Source organism: Pseudoalteromonas sp. Cn5-37 (assembly GCF_021532495.1).
GTDB lineage: Bacteria > Pseudomonadota > Gammaproteobacteria > Enterobacterales > Alteromonadaceae > Pseudoalteromonas > Pseudoalteromonas simplex.
In genome coordinates this window covers 149,851-167,496 of record NZ_JAKGBA010000003.1, presented here as the reverse complement: position 1 = coordinate 167,496, position 17,646 = coordinate 149,851, and the positions used below count along the sequence as shown (strand labels likewise).

The following is a 17,646-nucleotide window of genomic DNA, read 5'->3' as shown; positions in this document are numbered from 1 at the left end:
TGTATAAGGTAATTAAACGGGATAAACATGATCCCAATAGTCTCCACCTTTCTGACATTACAGATTAATTGATAACGAAAGTAATACTAAGCAAAGTTATTACTGTAACTAATTCACTAAGTTTTAAGTTTTTCGTCAATACTTTCTTGCCTAAAACCGGTCTCTATCAATGAAATGATTAGGTATAACTTAACAATAGATTAATCTATACTGAATTGTGAACTAAGAGCGGAACTAATTAATTATGTTGATGTTTGCGAATTTTTTTAGCCGGGTATGTTACGTTGCTTTGTTATTAGGCTCAACGAATGTACTTTCAGCGGACTTTTCCTTTGTTGTACGCGATCAATTTGGAGAGCCATTAAAAGATGCTGTTATTGAGTTTAAGGATCAGCAGTTAAATCACCAAGATAACTTATCAGTTGCCGTCATGGACCAGGTTGATAAGCACTTTACTCCTAAAGTACTTGTTATTCAAAACGGGCAATTAGTTGACTTCCCAAATAGTGATAATATTCGCCATCATGTGTACTCATTCTCGACTGTAAAGCAATTTGACATCAAACTTTACTCTGGTCGACCTGAAAAACCCGAAAAATTTGAATCACCTGGGATTGTTGTTCTCGGTTGTAATATCCATGATTCAATGGTCGGATACATTTATGTTGCAGATAGTTCAGAAGTGCTAAAAACGAGCGTAGATGGGAAGGTTCAATTAAATGTGAGTACATTTCCTGCTAGCTTTACGGTATGGCAACCAAACCAACAGAGTGATATCGATCAGAAAAAAACAATTACATTTGCTGATTCTTCGCAGGTTGCAGATATTGTCATTACTACAATAGAGCCGAAACCACGAAATACATTTGGAGAAATGTTTAAGGGTACTAATGATTAATAGTTTAAGAGGGCGAGTTATTGCCTTATGTGTTGGTCTTGTTCTGTTAACAAGCTTAGTCAGCCTAGTTAGTTCTTGGTGGTCTGCGAATCGTTTTAATGACCAAAAGCTTCTAGAAGATATTAATGTTGCTGAGAATGTTTTTAACCAGTATTTAAGTGCGAAAGAGAGCCTTCTTCTAACTGCTGCAAAAGTGTTAACAGCAGATTTCGGTTTTAAACAAGCTGTCGCAACTCAAGACGCCGATACTATCAGCAGTGTCTTAAATAATCATAGTAGGCGGATTAATGCTGATTTAATGATGCTCATAAACTTATCTGGGGAGCTCGTTTCTGCTAATACGGATTTCGCTCACATGCCAAATGAGTTTACGGCATTAATGAAGCAGTTATTAGATAACCCTGAGCAGTCAAATTTCATCGTTATCGAGCAGACTCTTTATCAAGTTATTATATTGCCAGTTCGCGCACCGAGAACAGTTGCATATAGTTTGGTTGGTTTTGAAATCACAGATCTAGTTGCCGAAGAGTTAAAAAAACTTACAACTATGGATGTAAGTTTTATCGGAGAGGATGATGATGTCGTTGAAACCTCTCTTGTTGATAAGCCAGAAGATAATGCAGTACTTAGGCATTTTGAAAATAAATCTACACAGCGAATTTTTGGGGAAAAGCCAGTTTATCGTAATCGCCTTGTTGAGCTACCTTCGGTTTCTGGGCATAAAGTATCAGTGCTACTAAGTGCCGATTTAACTCGAAGTTATCTTGAATTTGAACAGCTCTTTTTTACTATTATTTCATTAGCAGCTATCACAGTTGTGATTGGTGTTTTAGCTAGTGGGATTTTGGCTAAAAACCTTACCACACCGCTTTCTAAACTTACTTTACTTGCTCAGCAATTCGCGCGGGGTAACTACAAAGCTGAATTTATAGGAAAAAAGCAAAGTACTGAAATTACGACGTTAGTTGATGCATTCAATAATATGGGTAATGACATTAAAGAACGTGAACGACAAATCAACTTTCAAGCAAGTCATGATACGTTAACAGGGTTTTTAACACGCAGTGCCATGTTGGAAATTATGGAATCGCTATTAGGGCAAGGTACTGAATATACTTTAGTTGCTATTGATATAAGAGGTTTGCGGCATATCAATGACAAACTTGGCCCTCGTATTGGAGATGATTGTTTAAGAGAAGTTGCTGAACGTATTAGTGAGTATTCTGAGCCGCTTGGTGGAGTTAATGCACGCATAGGTGGAGATGAGTTTTTAACCTTATTTCCAAGTGGAAAAGCAGAGCAATTAAAAAGTGGAGTCATGGATTTAATGGCTCAGCTACAAGTCGGTTACACTATTCAAGGCTTGAATATTACCTTGCGATTTAGCGCTGGTGTAGTTCATTGTACCTTTGAGGGAGTTAAGCCCGATGATCTAATGCGCCGAGTTTTAATCGCAATTGATACAGCTTCGTCAAAAAAGAAGAATGTTCATTATTATCAAAACGGCGAAGATGAAGAGTATCTGGAACGGTTGGCAATTATTGATGAATTAAAACATGCATTACAAGCAGACGATGGCCAATTGTTTATGACTTATCAACCAAAGCTAAATTTAAACACCTCTAAGATCGATAAAGTGGAAGCGCTGATCCGTTGGCAAAGAAAGGATGGGCAGTGGGTATCACCGGAGCTATTTATTGATTTAGCGGAGCAGTCAGGTGTTATTGTTGATTTGACTGCTTGGGTAGTTAAAACAGTTGTCACTCAAGTCGCAAGGTGGCAAGAACAAGGCATTATTATGCAAGCCGCTATCAATGTTTCGGCTCAAGATATTGCCTTCCCAAGCTTTTTCTCTCATTTGGCAAAACAATTAAAAGAGAATGATGTTAATGGACAGCTTATTACAATAGAGCTGACAGAACGCGACATGATAGAAAATGAAGAACAAGGTATTAAAGCATTAGAAAACCTAAAATCACTTGGGGTAAAAATATCGCTAGATGATTATGGTGTTGGGCAAACTTCATTGGGTCGCTTGAAATTACTACCTATCGATGAACTTAAGTTAGATAAATGCTTTATTCTTCAATTGGAGCAATCTAAACAAGATCAGTATATTGTTGAATCAACAATAAACTTAGGTCATCAGCTAGGTTTCTCTGTCGTTGCAGAAGGTGTTGAAAATAAAGCTTCTTTAGACTTTTTGAAACTAATGAAGTGCGATTATGCGCAAGGGTATTACTTGAGCAGACCACTAAAATCAGAGCAGTTTTTACAATGGCTAGAGGTCTATAATGAAGCATCTTAATTGGCTATTTGGACTAACTTTCATTGTTTTTACAAGTTCAGGGTTTGCAGCTTCAGGTAAATTATTAGCAACGCCCGGAGTCTCTCAGGTTGAAGGCAGTGCGGGTGGTGGGATTGTTCCATGGGCTCAGCTCGCAGGCTATGCAAGTGATGATGAAATCGCTTTGAATGGCTTTTGCAGTCGTGCAAATGTGAGTGATTACCGCTTAGATGTTTGTGGTGCGCAGCTAAATGTTTATGATCGCGTGGAATTTAGTTATGCGGAGCAACGTTTCGAAGTTCCCGCATTAAATACCGATATTGAGCAATCAATTACCGGGGCAAAAGTACGCTTATATGGTGACATTGTTTACAGTAAATGGCCGCAATTAAGTTTAGGTGTGCAGCATAAGTCTTTAGATGATGGCAGTATTGCTAGTTTATTAGGTGCAAAAGATACCAGCGGTACCGATATTTACCTTGCTGCTAGTAAATTACATTTAGGGGCGCTTGCAGGGTATAATTGGTTTTGGAACACCACCTTTCGTTATAGCGATGCCAATCAGCTAGGTTTGTTAGGTTTTGGCGGTCCTGATAGTGATAAAAAATTGTTGTTTGAAGCATCTACAGCGGTGTTTTTAACCCATGAAATAGCTTTGGGTGTTGAGTATCGGGTAAAGTCCAATAACCTTGGTTTAGGAGAGCAAGATTGGCAGGATGTATTTGTGGCTTGGTTTCCTAATAAGTATGTTAGCATCACCGCTGCTTGGTTAGACTTAGGAAGTATTGCTGGTGCTGAAGACCAAACTGGTTGGTACTTATCAGTAACAGGGTATTGGTGATGATAAAAACACTTTTTACATTTGTATTTACCGTTATGCTTGTGGGTTGCGTAAGTAGCAATAATGGCACCTTGTACCAGCAACTTAATGGTAAACAAGGGATTGAAAAATTGGTTGAAAGTTTTATCAATCAAATAGGCCATGACGAACAGATTTTAGCTTATTTTAAACAAAGCAATGTTGCGCATTTTCGCCAAGGCTTTATCACTCATTTGTGTAGTGTCACCGACGGTCCTTGTGAATACAAAGGCGATAACATGGTTGATATACACACTGGAATGAATATCTCAAAAAAAGACTTTAACCGTGTGGTAGAGCTTTTGATTAATGCTATGGACGAACAACAGATTCCACAAACAGTACAAAATAAAATTCTTAGTCGCTTAGCACCCCTTCGCCCTGAGATAATTGATATTTAGCTTGTACAAACTTCAATTGTGGGCTGAAACAAAAATGTAATTTATGTACAATGGCTATTGATTTAAGTTATTAAGTTGTAAATGATGCAGTTATATTTTGATGTTCAACATCTATATTATATTCCACAATACCTGCCTGTTTTAAAGGAGTTAAAAGAAAAAGGCCACAAAGTTTCGATGGTTTTCTATAAAGAACAAGATGAGTGTAGTCGTGCTGTATGTTGTGACTTTATAGATAAAAACGCAATAGTTGCAAAATGGTTAACGAGTGCGAGTGAAACCTTTGACTTTTATCAGAACTCAGATGCAGATTGGGTTGTATTTGGAAATACGTTCGTAGGTGCTGAGAATTTAAATAAAAAGACTGTACTGATGCAGCATGGAATCGGCCCAAAGCAATGCTATTACGACGTATCAAACAACAAGATGACAGTGCGGTTTGTTGAAGGTGAACACCGACTACAACGTTTAAAAATGCTCTATCCCGAAGGTAACTTTATTGATAGTGGCTACGCAAAATTAGACCCTATTATTAATCAGACTCTTGGTACTATTAACCTCAAAAACCTAGGCCTAGATCCAACAAAGAAAACCTTGCTGTATGCGCCTACTTTTTATCCAAGTTCTTTAGAATGTTTTAGCGATGATTTCCCTGAGCATTTTGATGAATTTAATATTATCGTTAAGCCTCATTTCTTTAGTTTGTTTAAGAAAAAATATAAAAAACAACGTCTAAAACTCGATAAGTGGGCCAACGCTAAGAATGTTTACCTTGCGAATGAGTACGATTTTGACCTTACTCCTTTTTTAGAACTTGCTGATATAATGATTTCTGATGCATCGTCAGCCATATTTGAGTTTGCAGCATTAGAAAAGCCTGTAATATGGTGTGATTTCTATAAGCTGCGCTGGTCTTACAGAGGTATTTTTTCTTATAGGCTAAAAGCTCGGCTTGATGAAGATATCAAGTACTTTAATGAGTTATGTGCTCGTGCAGGAAGTTATAAAGATTTAAAGTATTTATTAAGCTCAAGTTTTAATGAATCAGCTGAATTTAAAGAAAAAAGAAAAGAAATTGTTTATAAGCTGGCAGGTATTACCGATGGTCACTCTGCTAAGAGAATTGTATCTTATTTAGAGGAGCATCAATGAAGCGGGTAATTACATTTGGCACGTTCGATATTTTTCATGTGGGACACATCAATATATTAGAACGAGCTAAAGCGTTAGGAGATTATTTGATTGTTGGTGTATCTTCTGATGAACTAAACTTCTCTAAGAAAGGTCGAAAGCCCGTATATAGTGAAGCTGATAGGCTGAAAATTATTAGTTCATTGAAGTGTGTCGATGAGGTATTTGTAGAGCATTCTCTAGAATTAAAAGGTGAGTATATCAAAGATCATCAAGCTCACTTGCTAGTTATGGGGGATGATTGGGCTGGTCAATTTGATCAATTTAACCAAATTTGTGATGTAACTTATCTAGAGCGAACTCCCTCTATCTCTACAACAGAAATAATAGAAGTTGTAAGGCAACCTTCCAACTGTCATTTATAATTAATAAAATTGCTATATGCGCTAACGTTCAATCAAAAATAAGATGTGTAAATGGCTTTTTTATTTATCTCTCGCAATAATGTGCACGCCCGCTATTACAAAAAACTCACTAGGAAGCTGCCTTTAAAGAGTAAAGTGCATTGCATGGGCTTGCCTAGATTTACTGCTTTAAGATACTTGAGTAAGGCGAAAAAAGTTGATTTTAGTAAAATAATTGCGGAGCAACTCCTACGTAAACAAGCTCGAAACAAGCTATGGAAGAACCCACTGATAATCAAAAGTTACTCTGCTTTGATGTATTTAGTAGAGCGATGCCGGTTTGCCAAGTATTATGATTTATTGCAGTCAGAATCCCCACAAGCGCTAGTTATTTGGAATGGTAATAAATTACCTAATGTTACTGTTTGTATGGCTGCTAAGGCATTAGGAGTGACCACCTATTTCTATGAAAATGGGTTATTGCCCGGAACAACAAGCTTAGATCCTAAAGGTATTAACTTTGCGGCTTCTGTACCGCGAGATAGTCAATTTTATTTAAACTTTGATCCGCAAAGGAAGTTGCCATTTTCTGCGCCTGATTTAATTCCAAGAGCGGCTCATAAGAAGCGCTGTAAGTTTGACGCAATTGAGTTACCCAAAAAATACTTATTTGTGCCATTTCAAGTTCCACATGACACCCAAATAGCTTGTTATTCTCCTTGGCTTAAGTCCATGGAAGAGTATTACGATGCTGTTGTTTCAGCCGTAAAAAAGTTAAATGATCCAGAACTTAAAGTTGTTTTTAAAGAGCATCCTTCATGGCATAAGCACTATGAACATTTGTACGACAAAGATGATATTGCCGTTTTTGCCAACGGAAATTGTACTCGAGAACTTATTGATAATGCTGAGGCTGTGATCACCATTAACTCGACCGTTGGCTTAGAATCTTTATTACTTGATAAAAAAGTAATTACCTTAGGGCTTGCTTGTTACAACATTGATGAGCTTGTACTACACGCAAGTGAACAAGCTACTTTGGTTGAGTGCTTAGAAAAACTGCAGAATGGCTGGCAGCCTAATAGTATTCTGAGAGATAAGTTTTTTACCTACTTAAAGCATGTATATTGCTTGCCCGGTGTTTGGAAAGAATGTACAACGGAGCATGTTGAAGCGGTCGAAAAGCGTTTAACTCAGCAAGATACATTTGCACAGCTATCGCAAAAGGAAAGCTAATGAAGAACATCGTCTCGCCAGAATGGCTTAACGAGTACTTAAGTCACGATAATTTGGTTATTTTTGATGCAGGAATGGTACGCCCTGGTTTACCGGGTGAGTATGCGCCTAAGGCGATGCTCCCAAATGCACAGCGTTTTGATTTCAAAAAGACGCTGGCAGATAACAGTAATCCTGTACCAAGTATGATGTGCAGTAGTGAGCAGTTCACAGAGCATATGCAACTAGCTGGTGTTAACCAAGACTCTCTGGTTGTGATTTATGAAGACCAAGGCTTGTTCAGTTCTGCCCGTGCGTGGTGGATGTTTAAAGCCATGGGCTTTGATAACGTAAAAGTGTTAAGCGGTGGTTTGGCTAAGTGGCAGGCACTAGGCTTTGCAACACAAGCACGTTATTCAGCTGCTTCTGGTCAAGGCAACTTTGTTGCTAGCCCACGTGTTGATTACTTTATCAGTGCTGAGCAAGTACTTAACTCACTTGATGAACAAAGCACACTAACACTCGATGCTCGTCCTTATGAGCGATTCACCGGTGAACACGCTGAGCCGCGCGAAGGTATGCGCAGTGGTCATATTCCAAATAGTCGCAGTTTATCTCTAGCAACAGTGCTAAATAACGGTGAGCTTAAACCGCTTAGCGAGTTGCAAGCATTATTTGAACAACACATAGCGCCGCATCACACCCAGTTGCAGTTTAGCTGTGGTTCAGGTGTAACCGCTTGCGCAATTGCATTGTGTGCCGATGAATGTGGTTACGCTAACTTACGTGTTTACGATGGCTCATGGAGTGAGTGGGGCGCTCGTCACGACCTACCTATTGAAATAGGCCCGCATCAATAAACTCAGCGTAATTTTGCCAGCTGCCGATACTGTTTTTATTCAGTGGCTGGCGAATTTGCTTTTTACTCGCTGTGGCTGATGCTGCATTGTTTTTATAAAAAGTCAGGCAGTTTTCCTGCCAGCTTAAATCACAAAACGCATAGAGCTTTTGAGTTTGTGGGGTAGGCTCTGCCACCAATTGCTCATAGCTTTGCAAAAAAACGTTCTCAGGATACTTGTTGGCAAAATGACTGACTAATGCCGAGTAATCTTGATGGAACGAGGCAATATTTTCAAGTGTAAAACTGTAGTGATGAAACACACTTTGCGGGTTATACATCTGCCTAAAATTGGCGATGCTGCAATCTTGCCAGCCCCGCTGCATACAAACGATTTTAGCATTAGGAAAAGCCGCTAAAATAAAATCAATATAGTAAAAGTTAAATGGCTGTTTATCACAACTTCTTAGGCCGCCACTTAGTAGCTCGGCTCTCTGTTGATAGCTAGCCAGTGCTGTCTTTATCGCCTCAGATTGATATGCCTTATCGAGCATTTCGCTGTCAATTACACGAGTTGATTGCGTGGCGTGCTGTATGAGTTGCGCAATATCGTTTAATTCCCCAACCCCTTGCAGTTTTGAACTTTGATTAAGGATTTTCTCAACTAAGGTTGTACCAGAGCGGGGCATGCCAACAACAAAAACGGGTGAGAACTCAGAGTCACTACTTTTAATTGCTTGCTGTTTGCTCTGAGTAATAAGTTTTTGACAAAAATGGCGATGCTGTGTGGCTTGATAATTAAGTTTACCGGCTATCGCTTGCTTACTTAGTGCAAAGTATTTAAATGCATTTTTGTAGTCATTAAGGTGCTCATAATTAAGAGCAAGACTATGAAAATACACTTGTTGTTCAACAATGCTTTTTTCTTTATCCGCCAAGGCTTGTAGTTTTTGGATATGTTGCTCTGCATCTATAACAGTATTGAGTTCAGCCTGCGAGTAGTGGGCTTGATAAAAGCGAGGTTGCTTTTGGGTTAGTTGCAGCAGCAAGCTTTTAGCTGCATCGAACAGTCCGTGAATTTTATAACACACCGCCAAATTATAGCTAATTTGTGGGTTATCTTTATTGCGCTGGTAGGCTGCTTGTTGAAAGCTAAGAGCGTCGTCATAATGCCCTAAACGGGTCGCAATGTTGGCTAATGTATCAAAATCAGTGGCACTAAAGTCAGCTGTTTGTTTAGCACTTTGATAATGCACAGCTGCATTACTTACTTTACCTAACAGTACGTATAACTTGGCAAGTGCTAAATGATAAATCGCAAAAGGGGCTAGGCTTAGTGCTTTCTCAAGCAGCTTAATTGCTTTGTTGATATCGCCAGCTGCGGTGTTGACTTCGCTGAGTAAAAAGTAACAAACGTGGTCTTCAGGATTTTGTTTTAGGCGCTGCACAAGTAGGTGATGTGCATCGTTTAGTTGCTTGTTGTTTAACAACTGTTGGATATGAGCGCGAAGCGCTTGTTGGGTATCATTTAGCATAAGCGCATAGTATATCAATTAATTATTTTCAGGTATTAAAAAGCCCTGCCTAAAGGCGGCAAGGCTTTTATGGTGATGTTTAATTACAGCTCAAAGTTGTAGCTAAACTTCATACCGATAGTACGAGGCGCGGTGGTGTAGTGACCATAAACACGCTGTAGCTCAGGTAGCTCTTTGTTAAGCTCAGCATATTGTGACATACCTGCCCAAGACTTATCACGACGTACAGAAGTGAATGCGTACTTATCGAATAAGTTGTCTACGTAAAGCGTTGCAGACCACATATCACCGGTAATTTTTGCAGATAAGTTACTTAGTGCATAACCAGGTAATACTTCGCCGTCTGCTTTAAAACCTACTTTGGTGATCACATCGCTTTGCGCTGTGATACCGTAGTTTACGCTTAATAACTTATCGCCTAGGATATCTTGCTCGTAACGAAGACCAAACGAGAATTGATGCTCAGGAGCGCCCGGTAAACGGTCGCCCTTAGCGCCATCATAGTAGCTTTGGTACTCTATTACCTCTTCATCAACTAGAATCCCTAATAACTCAGGTGCATCTTCTGTCAATTCAGCCTTTGCATACGCGTATGTCGCATATGCAGCCCAGTTATCACCAATCATAGCGCGAGTAGAAAGCTCAACACCTTTTGAATTTGCAGTGCCCGCGTTCGAGGTAATTAATTCTTGACCATTTACAGTGCTACTACCCACTTGCGCATCTTTCCAATCAACATTAAATAGAGCCGCATTGAAATGTAGGCGGTTACGTAACCATGATGACTTAAAGCCTAGCTCGTAGTTGACTGTTGTATCTGGTTTGTAATCTTCTTCGTTTGGCAGGGCACAAACAATTTGTTGCTCAGGTAATACATCAGGGCAAGGAGCAATACCGTTACCACCACCAATACGGAAGCCTTCACTCACTGTAAAGTAAGCAAGTACACCATTATCGAATGTATAGTTAGCATTAAATTTAAATAAGTTACCGTTATCACTAGCGCTCACATTTTCCATAACAAGGTTATCTAGTGAATCAAAATCACCAGAATAAAGCGGTGTTGCAGAGCCTGACGTTGTTGATACATCGTATTCGTAAAAACGAGCACCTAAAGTTACATCAAACTGATCTGTAATGCTGTAGCCGATTTCACCAAAAAGTGCTTTTTCAGTGGTTTCACTATCTGAAATTAGAATGTACTCAAGATCTTGTTCAACATTAGGAATACCACCACCCCAGTACTCAGTCAGACCCGGCGTATACTCACGGTCATCTGAGTGACTTTCTACTTTGTTGTAGAAGCCTCCTATAATCCAGTTAAAAGCGCTATTGCTATTTGACACTAAACGAAGCTCTTGCGTAAAGGTATCGCGATCTGAGGTATCGTGCGTGTAGCCAACAAATGCAGGGAAGTCGGCATAACCTGACCAAATATCGTAAAGTAGATCAGTTTGATCGCGCTGACCAGACTGCTCATAGCTAGACCAACCAGATGCAGATACCAGCTCAGCAAAACCAAGATCTGCTTTCACTTCTAAACTTAATAGATCGTTTTCTTCTTCACCAGGCTCAAGAACACGAGCTACGTTTTCGTATTTTCCAGGAATCCCTTGTAGCGCACTACTATCAGCAAGAGAGTCGTATTGCGATGTCGAGTTACCGCCATTTTCTTGCTTTTGATAGAAGTAGTTTAGCGTTGCATCAACATCTTCGGTTGCAAGCCAACGAAGTGATAAACGTGCAGTGGTGATTTGCTCATCGTTAACATCGCTTACGCTTTTTAAGTTGGCATTTACATCGCTGCTGTCTGAAAAGTCAGGATTTGGGTTTGATACACCCGGTTCTTGAACCACGTGGGTGTAGTCAATGTAACCAGGGTTATCGTAATAATTTAAGCTAGCACGAAGCGCTAATTTTTCTTCAATTAGCGGGGTGTTGAATACCACACCAAACTCACCACCTGTGCCGTCACTTTCGTTAATGCTAAATATATCGCCTGTAACCTTACCTTCGGTGATATCAAGCTCAGGTTGCTTTAGTAAGTAACGAATTGCACCACCTAAAGTACCTGCACCATACAGTGTACCTTGTGGGCCAATTAACACTTCAACACGGTCAACATCAGTTAAACGTAAGTCGATGCTCAGTGGAATTTCACCAACATAGGTTGCCACTGTGCCGCTATCAGAAATACGGTCAGAGGTATTTGTATTCAAACCACGAACGATAATCGGAGAACCTTCACGGCCACCTTGATCAGAAATTGTTAAGCCAGGTACCCAGCGTGCGACATCTTCTAGATCGCCAATGTTTTGGTCGCTAATTACATCGCCATTGAGCGCTGTGATATTAAGCGGTGCATCTTGCACAGAGCCTGCACGTCGTGTTGCAGTAATTTGAATAGTTTCAATTGATTTATCAACTTCGATAGCATCTTCTGCAGCAAACGCCATATTGTTATTGATTAAAACTGCAGAAATTGCACTTGCAAGTAGAGCAGGCTTAAAAGTGTTCATGATTGATTCCGACTTAGTTACAGTAAATTTATGCTTAAAAAATAGACATTACTAGTGGTTTAAGCTTAAAAATTGATGATTTAGTGAATTTATATCCAATTATAATGTATTTTTATTCTTATCGTCCATGCGTTATTTGCAATTAAATGCAAAATAATTGAATAAATACTCTGTAAGGGATTAGCTATCGGAATAAGGGCAATGACTACAGCCATTACTACAGCAATGGCCGCGTTTTAAAAAGAACCAGCGGCTAAATACCATGTAGTTGTTTTGCATGGTGTAATCGAGATTTTCTATTAAATTACCTTGAGTAAAATAAGGCTTAGCAAAGGCAAGCTGCTGTTCAAGAGGCTGTTGGTAAAGTTTAAATAAAAATGAATTGATCTTTTTTATAGTACAGTCTCGGCATAAACATTCTGTTGCTGCCTCATCGAGTGGTAAAATATTGGGCAGCTCACTACACCAACAGGCATTAATATTGTCGGCTTGGCAGTGAAGGGTTGCTTTGCATTGTGAGCAAGTAAGGGTTGTCATTAAGTAAAAAGATGCTTTGAGATTGAAAAGGTAAGCATAGCAAATGGATAAATTAGACGCATTAGATGAGTTTGCCCGTTTTGGTGATAACCGATTTGAGGCAATTTCAGTAATTACCAGTACTCCAGACACGCAAGGTGATGTGTATATTCTAACGCAAGACGTTTTCTGTCAGGTTTTACAGCGTGTTATCGACGGCGAAATCGATATCGATGAATTAGAACTTTGGGCAAACGTAGTAGAGTCTCGGCAAGACATCGACGAAAGTGCCGTTGAAGGAGCTATTTATGCGCTAAGTAATAACGAACAAATGGGTGAGTTAAATAAAAGTACGCTAGAGAAGTTGTTAAGAATAATTCACTAGCATGAACGAGATTGAGAGTCGAAAGCTTTAAGCAAACCTTAAAGCTTTCGCTCACTAGCCAATGGGTTAGTGAGAAACGACAATTAAACGAATTGCATCCAGTTTAACTTGGGCTTTTTCGATGTAAGTAGTGAGTTCACTACGCTGTTTATCAAAAAAGCTAAGCTCTTCATCACGAATATTCGGGTTGATCTGCTTAAGTGCCGTTAAACGAGCTTGCTCTTCACCAAGGGCAGTTTGCATTTTCTCTAGTGATTCAGCACGCAGTGCTTCTAGCTTGGTTTGTGCCATGCCTTGTGCGCTGGTGATCATTGGGTGAATGGCACTTTGTAGCGCGCTGGCTAATTTACTTGCAGTTTGGCGACCAACCGCAGACAACTGCTGATTGAAAGCATCAAAAGCAACATTATCAGCCAGATTGTTACTGCCCTTATCTAATAAGATACGAATAGGCGTTGGTGGCAAGAAGCGGCCAACTTGAAGTGCTTTAGGCGCCATCGCCTCCGCAATGAAAATGAGCTCAACAAAGAAGGTACCAGCAGGTAGCTTTTTGTTTTTCAGTAACGCCACAGAGGCAGTACCAAAGTCATCATCACAAATCATGTCTAAGCTGCCTTGCACCATAGGGTGGTCCCAGCTGATGAAATGGGCGTCTTCTTGCGAAAGCGAGGTGCTGCGATCAAACGTTACTGTGATGCCATCATCTTTCAAACATGGGAAGGATGGGTTTAGCATGTGCTCAGTTGGTTTTAAGATAATGGTATTTTCACCTTTATCTTCTTGGCTTACCCCAAAGGTGTCGAACACATTGATCATATAGCTTGGTAGCGTGAATTGATCGTCTAATTCTTCTATATCAGCAACAAGACTTTCTGCTCGGCCTTGGCCACTTGAATGCAGCTCTAGTAAGCGGTCACGACCACTTTCCATTTGCTTACGAAGCTTAGCATTTTGACCCGCCACTTGTTCTAGCAGTGGGTCTAGCTCTTCTTCGTCGCAATTGTGTGCACCAATAAACTCAAGTAGTTCTTCGCCATACTCTTTATACAGCATTTGCCCTGTTGTTGATGTTGTTTCAAACGCATCTAGGCCCTCGTTATACCAACGAAGTAACACTTCTTGTGCGGTGTTTTCAAAATACGGCACATGAATGTTTACGTCTTGAGTTTGACCAATACGGTCAAGGCGACCAATGCGTTGCTCGAGTAAGTCTGGATTAAGTGGTAAATCAAACAGTACTAAGTGATGCGAGAATTGGAAGTTACGACCTTCAGAACCAATTTCAGAGCAAAGTAGAATTTGTGCGCTGTCGTACTCGTCGGCAAAGTAAGCGGCTGCACGGTCACGTTCAACAATCGACATACCTTCATGGAAAACTGAGGCTTTAATTGCTTCACGCTCGCGTAAAATCTGTTCTAGGCTAAGTGCAGTTTCGGCTTTAGCACAGATAAGCAGTACTTTTTCGTGTTTAAGGGTTTTTAAGGTTTCGATTAACCAATCAACACGTGGATCAAATGCGCCCCAACTGGCATTTTCACCTTCAAACTCTTGGAAGATCTTTTCAGGAAATAGAGCGCGAAGTGCCGTTAGTTCAGCATTTTGAATGCCGCCCATGTTCCCCAGTACCGACATCGCCGTTTTGTATTGTTTTGGCATTGCCATAGGGTATGCATGAAGCTTACGGCTTGGGTAACCATCAATACCGCTGCGGCTATTTCTAAATAAAATACGACCTGTACCATGGCGGTCTAGCAGCATTGATAATACTTCGTTGCGTGCCGTTTCATCACCTTGCTCTGCTTTGGCTAAAAGGTCTGTGATATCGGTTTCTTTTAATAGTTCTTTTAATGTTGCTCGAGATGCATCATCAAGGCTTTTTTCACCCAGTAATTGATTAGCAGCTTCAGCAACCTCTTTGTAGTTGCTTTCTTCTTCAACAAACGCATCGTAGTCGTAGAAACGATCAGGGTCGAGTAATTGCAAGCGGGCAAAGTGACTGCGGTGACCAAGTTGATCTGGCGTCGCTGTTAATAAGATAAGACCTGGAATATCTTGGCTTAACTCTGCCATGCGTTGGTATTCAGTGCTTGGCTTACCATTATTGATACTTAAATGGTGCGCTTCATCAACAACCAATAAATCCCAATCAGCCAGGGTTGCTTGCTCAAACCAACGTTTTTTCTTGCTTAAGAACTCAAGGCTAGTAAGTACTAACTGTTCTGTTTCGAATACGTTTGGTGAGTCTGCAAATGCTTCATCACAACGCTCTTCATCAAAGATTGAAAAACGTAAGTTAAAGCGGCGTAGCATTTCGACTAACCACTGATGCTGTAAGTTTTCAGGCACAACAATCAATACACGGCTAGCTCGGCCACTGATGATCTGTTGATGTAAAATCATACCTGCTTCAATGGTTTTACCTAAACCTACTTCATCAGAAAGTAATACGCGTGGTGCAAAACGTTTACCCACTTCTTGTGCAATATAAAGCTGATGCGGAATAAGGTTTGCACGCTGACCAATTAAACCTTTTAAAGGTGATTGTTGGCGCTCAAACTGGTGCTGCCAAGTTTGGTAGCGCAGGGTATAGCGGTCAAAGCGGTCCACTTGACCTGCAAATAAACGGTCTTGTGGTTTATTGAATTTGATAAAGTGATCTAAAAAGGTTTCTTTTAACTGCGCTTTTTCACCATTATCAACGCGAATGCCGTGATAGCATAGTAACTCGCCTTGCTCTTCAACAGACTCAACTTCTAATTCCCACTCTTCAACGCTGCGAATAATATCACCTGGATTAAATGCGACACGAGTAACAGGCGCTTCTGTTAAAGAATAAACTCTGTTTTCTCCACTGGCTGGAAATAAAATGCTGACCTGACGGCCTTCAAGGGCAACAACGGTGCCTAATCCTAAATCTGACTCAGTATCACTGATCCAACGCTGACCTAAGGAAAAATTCATGTATGTCTCGTCTATGAAGAAAAAAGGCGGCTATGTTACCTGTAACGCCATGCTACTTCAAGGCAGTAAACTCGCCGCACACAATTAAATTTAGTCAACCTTTTTAAGCCATTATTAATGGTAAAAATTGTATGTATTTTAACCAGTTAAATGATTGTATATTTGTTTGTCATAAAAAGGACTTTTGTCGTAAATAGACTAAACTGAGTATATACCTGACGAATAAACCATAGCTTCATCCGCCGCTTGTTTAGTTTATTGGGTATAGCATAAAAATCATAAAACGTAAGGAAAGTGCTATGGAAAAAGCTTCGAACCTTGATAGTAAAATGTATGTGCTCGATACCAATGTATTACTCCACGAACCCCTCGCTTATTTATCTTTCCAAGAACATGATGTTGTTATCCCCATGACAGTATTAGAAGAGCTCGACCACATTAAAGATAGGAAACATGACGTTAGCCGTGACGCCCGTGTTGCTATTCGTGGTTTAGATGAAGTTCTAAAGGACGCTTCGCCAGAGCAAATGTTGCAGGGTGTCGCGCTCCCTAGTAACAAAAAGGCAAAATCAGAATCTCGTGGCCGCTTAATTATTGTTAATGACCATTTATTTGCAGACAGTATTTCGGGTTTACCTGGCAACGAAAACGACCATCGTATTATCAATTGCGCTGTACATCTGCAAAAACAGCACAGTGACAGCAAGGTGGTGCTTGTCACTAAAGACATCAATATGCGCCTCAAAGCGAAAGGGGCAGGGCTTAAATTTGTTGAAGATTACAGAACGGACCAATTAATTGACGACATAGCGTTGCTTACAAGCGGCTATAAAAAAATTGAAGGTGATTTTTGGCAACAGGTTGGAGAGTGCGAAACAGAGCAGCAAGGCCGAGATACCTATCATCATGTTGCAAAAAGCACGATTAGCGATGTGTTCTGCAATGAATATATTTTAGATGAAAGTGACCACTTTGCGGCTCGAGTAACAAGCTACGATGATAAACAAATTACTTTAAAGGATATTAGTGTTGAGCGCTTGATGAGTCATACCGCGTGGGGCGTTAAGCCAAAAAATGTCTATCAAGGTATGGCACTTGATGCGCTACTTGACCCAAGTATTGAATTGGTAATTTTAACTGGCCCCGCTGGCTGTGGTAAAACCTTACTCGCCCTTGCTAGTGCCCTTGAAATGATTATTGAAAAAGGCATTTACGATAAAGTGATTGTTACGCGTAATACCCCAGAGATTGCTGAATCAATAGGCTTTTTACCTGGTACTGAAGAAGAGAAAATGGCGCCGTGGTTAGCTGCTATTACCGATACGTTAGAAGTGCTGCATAAAGGGGACGAAAATCCAATTTCGAGCCGTAATTACATTATGGAAAAAGCCAATGTACAGTTTAAATCGGTAAACTTTATGCGTGGTCGTAGTATTCAAAATGCGGTTGTCATTTTGGATGAAAGTCAAAACTTAACTGCTTCACAACTGAAGACCATTATCACTCGCTGCGGCGAAGGCACTAAACTCATTTGCTCAGGAAACCTAGCGCAAATTGATAGTAACTACCTCACGCCTGTCACCTCAGGCTTAACCTATATTGTTGAACGTTTTAAAGATTTTCAGGGCAGTGCCACCGTTAACTTAAACGGTGTGGTACGTAGCCGCTTAGCCAGCTTTGCTGAAGAAAATTTATAA

Annotated in this window: 14 protein-coding genes; 10 read left to right on the top strand and 4 right to left on the bottom strand. The window is 40.2% G+C overall.

The window, feature by feature from the left end:
• The first annotated feature begins 244 nt into the window (after positions 1 to 244).
• From L1266_RS07325 to L1266_RS07290, 8 genes are all read left to right on the top strand, one after another.
• A complete protein-coding gene (locus tag L1266_RS07325) occupies positions 245 to 898 on the top strand; it encodes a methylamine utilization protein (protein ID WP_166338812.1) in 654 nt (217 codons plus the stop codon).
• Positions 891 to 3,206, top strand: a complete 2,316-nt coding sequence (locus L1266_RS07320) for an EAL domain-containing protein (protein ID WP_138598862.1) — start codon at positions 891 to 893, stop codon at positions 3,204 to 3,206. The genes L1266_RS07325 and L1266_RS07320 overlap by 8 nt, the downstream gene beginning before the upstream one ends.
• Complete coding sequence (locus L1266_RS07315) at positions 3,193 to 4,026, top strand: DUF3034 family protein (RefSeq protein ID WP_194441945.1); 834 nt, start codon at positions 3,193 to 3,195, stop codon at positions 4,024 to 4,026. Before L1266_RS07320 ends, L1266_RS07315 begins: the two co-directional genes overlap by 14 nt.
• Positions 4,026 to 4,445: a group I truncated hemoglobin gene (locus L1266_RS07310; RefSeq protein WP_138598864.1), complete on the top strand. Its 420-nt coding sequence runs from the start codon at positions 4,026 to 4,028 to the stop codon at positions 4,443 to 4,445. The genes L1266_RS07315 and L1266_RS07310 overlap by 1 nt, the downstream gene beginning before the upstream one ends.
• An 81-nt stretch (positions 4,446 to 4,526) precedes the next feature.
• On the top strand, positions 4,527 to 5,597 hold the full coding sequence (locus L1266_RS07305; protein ID WP_228482589.1) for a CDP-glycerol glycerophosphotransferase family protein: 1,071 nt from the start codon (positions 4,527 to 4,529) through the stop codon (positions 5,595 to 5,597).
• Positions 5,594 to 6,001: an adenylyltransferase/cytidyltransferase family protein gene (locus tag L1266_RS07300; RefSeq protein ID WP_054552692.1), complete on the top strand. Its 408-nt coding sequence runs from the start codon at positions 5,594 to 5,596 to the stop codon at positions 5,999 to 6,001. Before L1266_RS07305 ends, L1266_RS07300 begins: the two co-directional genes overlap by 4 nt.
• Positions 6,002 to 6,145: 144 nt before the next feature.
• Positions 6,146 to 7,216, top strand: coding sequence for a capsular polysaccharide export protein, LipB/KpsS family (locus L1266_RS07295; protein WP_235377184.1), 1,071 nt, complete (start codon positions 6,146 to 6,148; stop codon positions 7,214 to 7,216).
• Positions 7,216 to 8,055 (top strand): sulfurtransferase, encoded by an 840-nt coding sequence (locus L1266_RS07290; RefSeq protein WP_235377183.1) that lies wholly within the window; start codon positions 7,216 to 7,218, stop codon positions 8,053 to 8,055. Before L1266_RS07295 ends, L1266_RS07290 begins: the two co-directional genes overlap by 1 nt.
• Here the strand turns inward: L1266_RS07290 and L1266_RS07285 are convergent.
• The 3 genes from L1266_RS07285 to L1266_RS07275 form a co-directional block, all read right to left on the bottom strand.
• Positions 8,030 to 9,568, bottom strand: a complete 1,539-nt coding sequence (locus L1266_RS07285) for a tetratricopeptide repeat-containing sulfotransferase family protein (protein ID WP_235377182.1) — start codon at positions 9,566 to 9,568, stop codon at positions 8,030 to 8,032. The two genes, L1266_RS07290 and L1266_RS07285, sit on opposite strands and share 26 nt — an antisense overlap.
• An 83-nt stretch (positions 9,569 to 9,651) precedes the next feature.
• Positions 9,652 to 12,087, bottom strand: a complete 2,436-nt coding sequence (locus L1266_RS07280; RefSeq protein WP_235377181.1) for a TonB-dependent receptor — start codon at positions 12,085 to 12,087, stop codon at positions 9,652 to 9,654.
• 180 nt (positions 12,088 to 12,267) lie between these two features.
• On the bottom strand, positions 12,268 to 12,624 hold the full coding sequence (locus L1266_RS07275; RefSeq protein WP_054552689.1) for a DUF5522 domain-containing protein: 357 nt from the start codon (positions 12,622 to 12,624) through the stop codon (positions 12,268 to 12,270).
• Between the two features lie 43 nt (positions 12,625 to 12,667).
• Between L1266_RS07275 and L1266_RS07270 the strand changes: the two genes are divergently transcribed.
• Positions 12,668 to 12,988: a hypothetical protein gene (locus L1266_RS07270; RefSeq protein ID WP_199530232.1), complete on the top strand. Its 321-nt coding sequence runs from the start codon at positions 12,668 to 12,670 to the stop codon at positions 12,986 to 12,988.
• Positions 12,989 to 13,054: 66 nt separating this feature from the next.
• On the opposite strand, the gene rapA is transcribed toward L1266_RS07270, so the two are convergent.
• Positions 13,055 to 15,949, bottom strand: a complete 2,895-nt coding sequence (gene rapA / locus L1266_RS07265; RefSeq protein WP_235377180.1) for an RNA polymerase-associated protein RapA — start codon at positions 15,947 to 15,949, stop codon at positions 13,055 to 13,057.
• A 299-nt stretch (positions 15,950 to 16,248) separates the two neighbouring features.
• Here rapA and L1266_RS07260 point away from each other — a divergent pair, with 299 nt between their 5' ends.
• Positions 16,249 to 17,646, top strand: coding sequence for a PhoH family protein (locus L1266_RS07260; protein WP_055197676.1), 1,398 nt, complete (start codon positions 16,249 to 16,251; stop codon positions 17,644 to 17,646).

Excerpts from the sequence above, each read along its gene's own strand:
- L1266_RS07325 (WP_166338812.1), top strand. The coding sequence starts at position 245 with ATGTTGATGTTTGCGAATTTTTTTAGCCGGGTATGTTACGTTGCTTTG.
- L1266_RS07320 (WP_138598862.1), top strand. The coding sequence starts at position 891 with ATGATTAATAGTTTAAGAGGGCGAGTTATTGCCTTATGTGTTGGTCTT.
- L1266_RS07315 (WP_194441945.1), top strand. The coding sequence starts at position 3,193 with ATGAAGCATCTTAATTGGCTATTTGGACTAACTTTCATTGTTTTTACA.
- L1266_RS07310 (WP_138598864.1), top strand. The coding sequence starts at position 4,026 with ATGATAAAAACACTTTTTACATTTGTATTTACCGTTATGCTTGTGGGT.
- L1266_RS07305 (WP_228482589.1), top strand. The coding sequence starts at position 4,527 with ATGATGCAGTTATATTTTGATGTTCAACATCTATATTATATTCCACAA.
- L1266_RS07300 (WP_054552692.1), top strand. The coding sequence starts at position 5,594 with ATGAAGCGGGTAATTACATTTGGCACGTTCGATATTTTTCATGTGGGA.
- L1266_RS07295 (WP_235377184.1), top strand. The coding sequence starts at position 6,146 with ATGGGCTTGCCTAGATTTACTGCTTTAAGATACTTGAGTAAGGCGAAA.
- L1266_RS07290 (WP_235377183.1), top strand. The coding sequence starts at position 7,216 with ATGAAGAACATCGTCTCGCCAGAATGGCTTAACGAGTACTTAAGTCAC.
- L1266_RS07285 (WP_235377182.1), bottom strand. The coding sequence starts at position 9,568 with ATGCTAAATGATACCCAACAAGCGCTTCGCGCTCATATCCAACAGTTG.
- L1266_RS07280 (WP_235377181.1), bottom strand. The coding sequence starts at position 12,087 with ATGAACACTTTTAAGCCTGCTCTACTTGCAAGTGCAATTTCTGCAGTT.
- L1266_RS07275 (WP_054552689.1), bottom strand. The coding sequence starts at position 12,624 with ATGACAACCCTTACTTGCTCACAATGCAAAGCAACCCTTCACTGCCAA.
- L1266_RS07270 (WP_199530232.1), top strand. The coding sequence starts at position 12,668 with ATGGATAAATTAGACGCATTAGATGAGTTTGCCCGTTTTGGTGATAAC.
- rapA (WP_235377180.1), bottom strand. The coding sequence starts at position 15,949 with ATGAATTTTTCCTTAGGTCAGCGTTGGATCAGTGATACTGAGTCAGAT.
- L1266_RS07260 (WP_055197676.1), top strand. The coding sequence starts at position 16,249 with ATGGAAAAAGCTTCGAACCTTGATAGTAAAATGTATGTGCTCGATACC.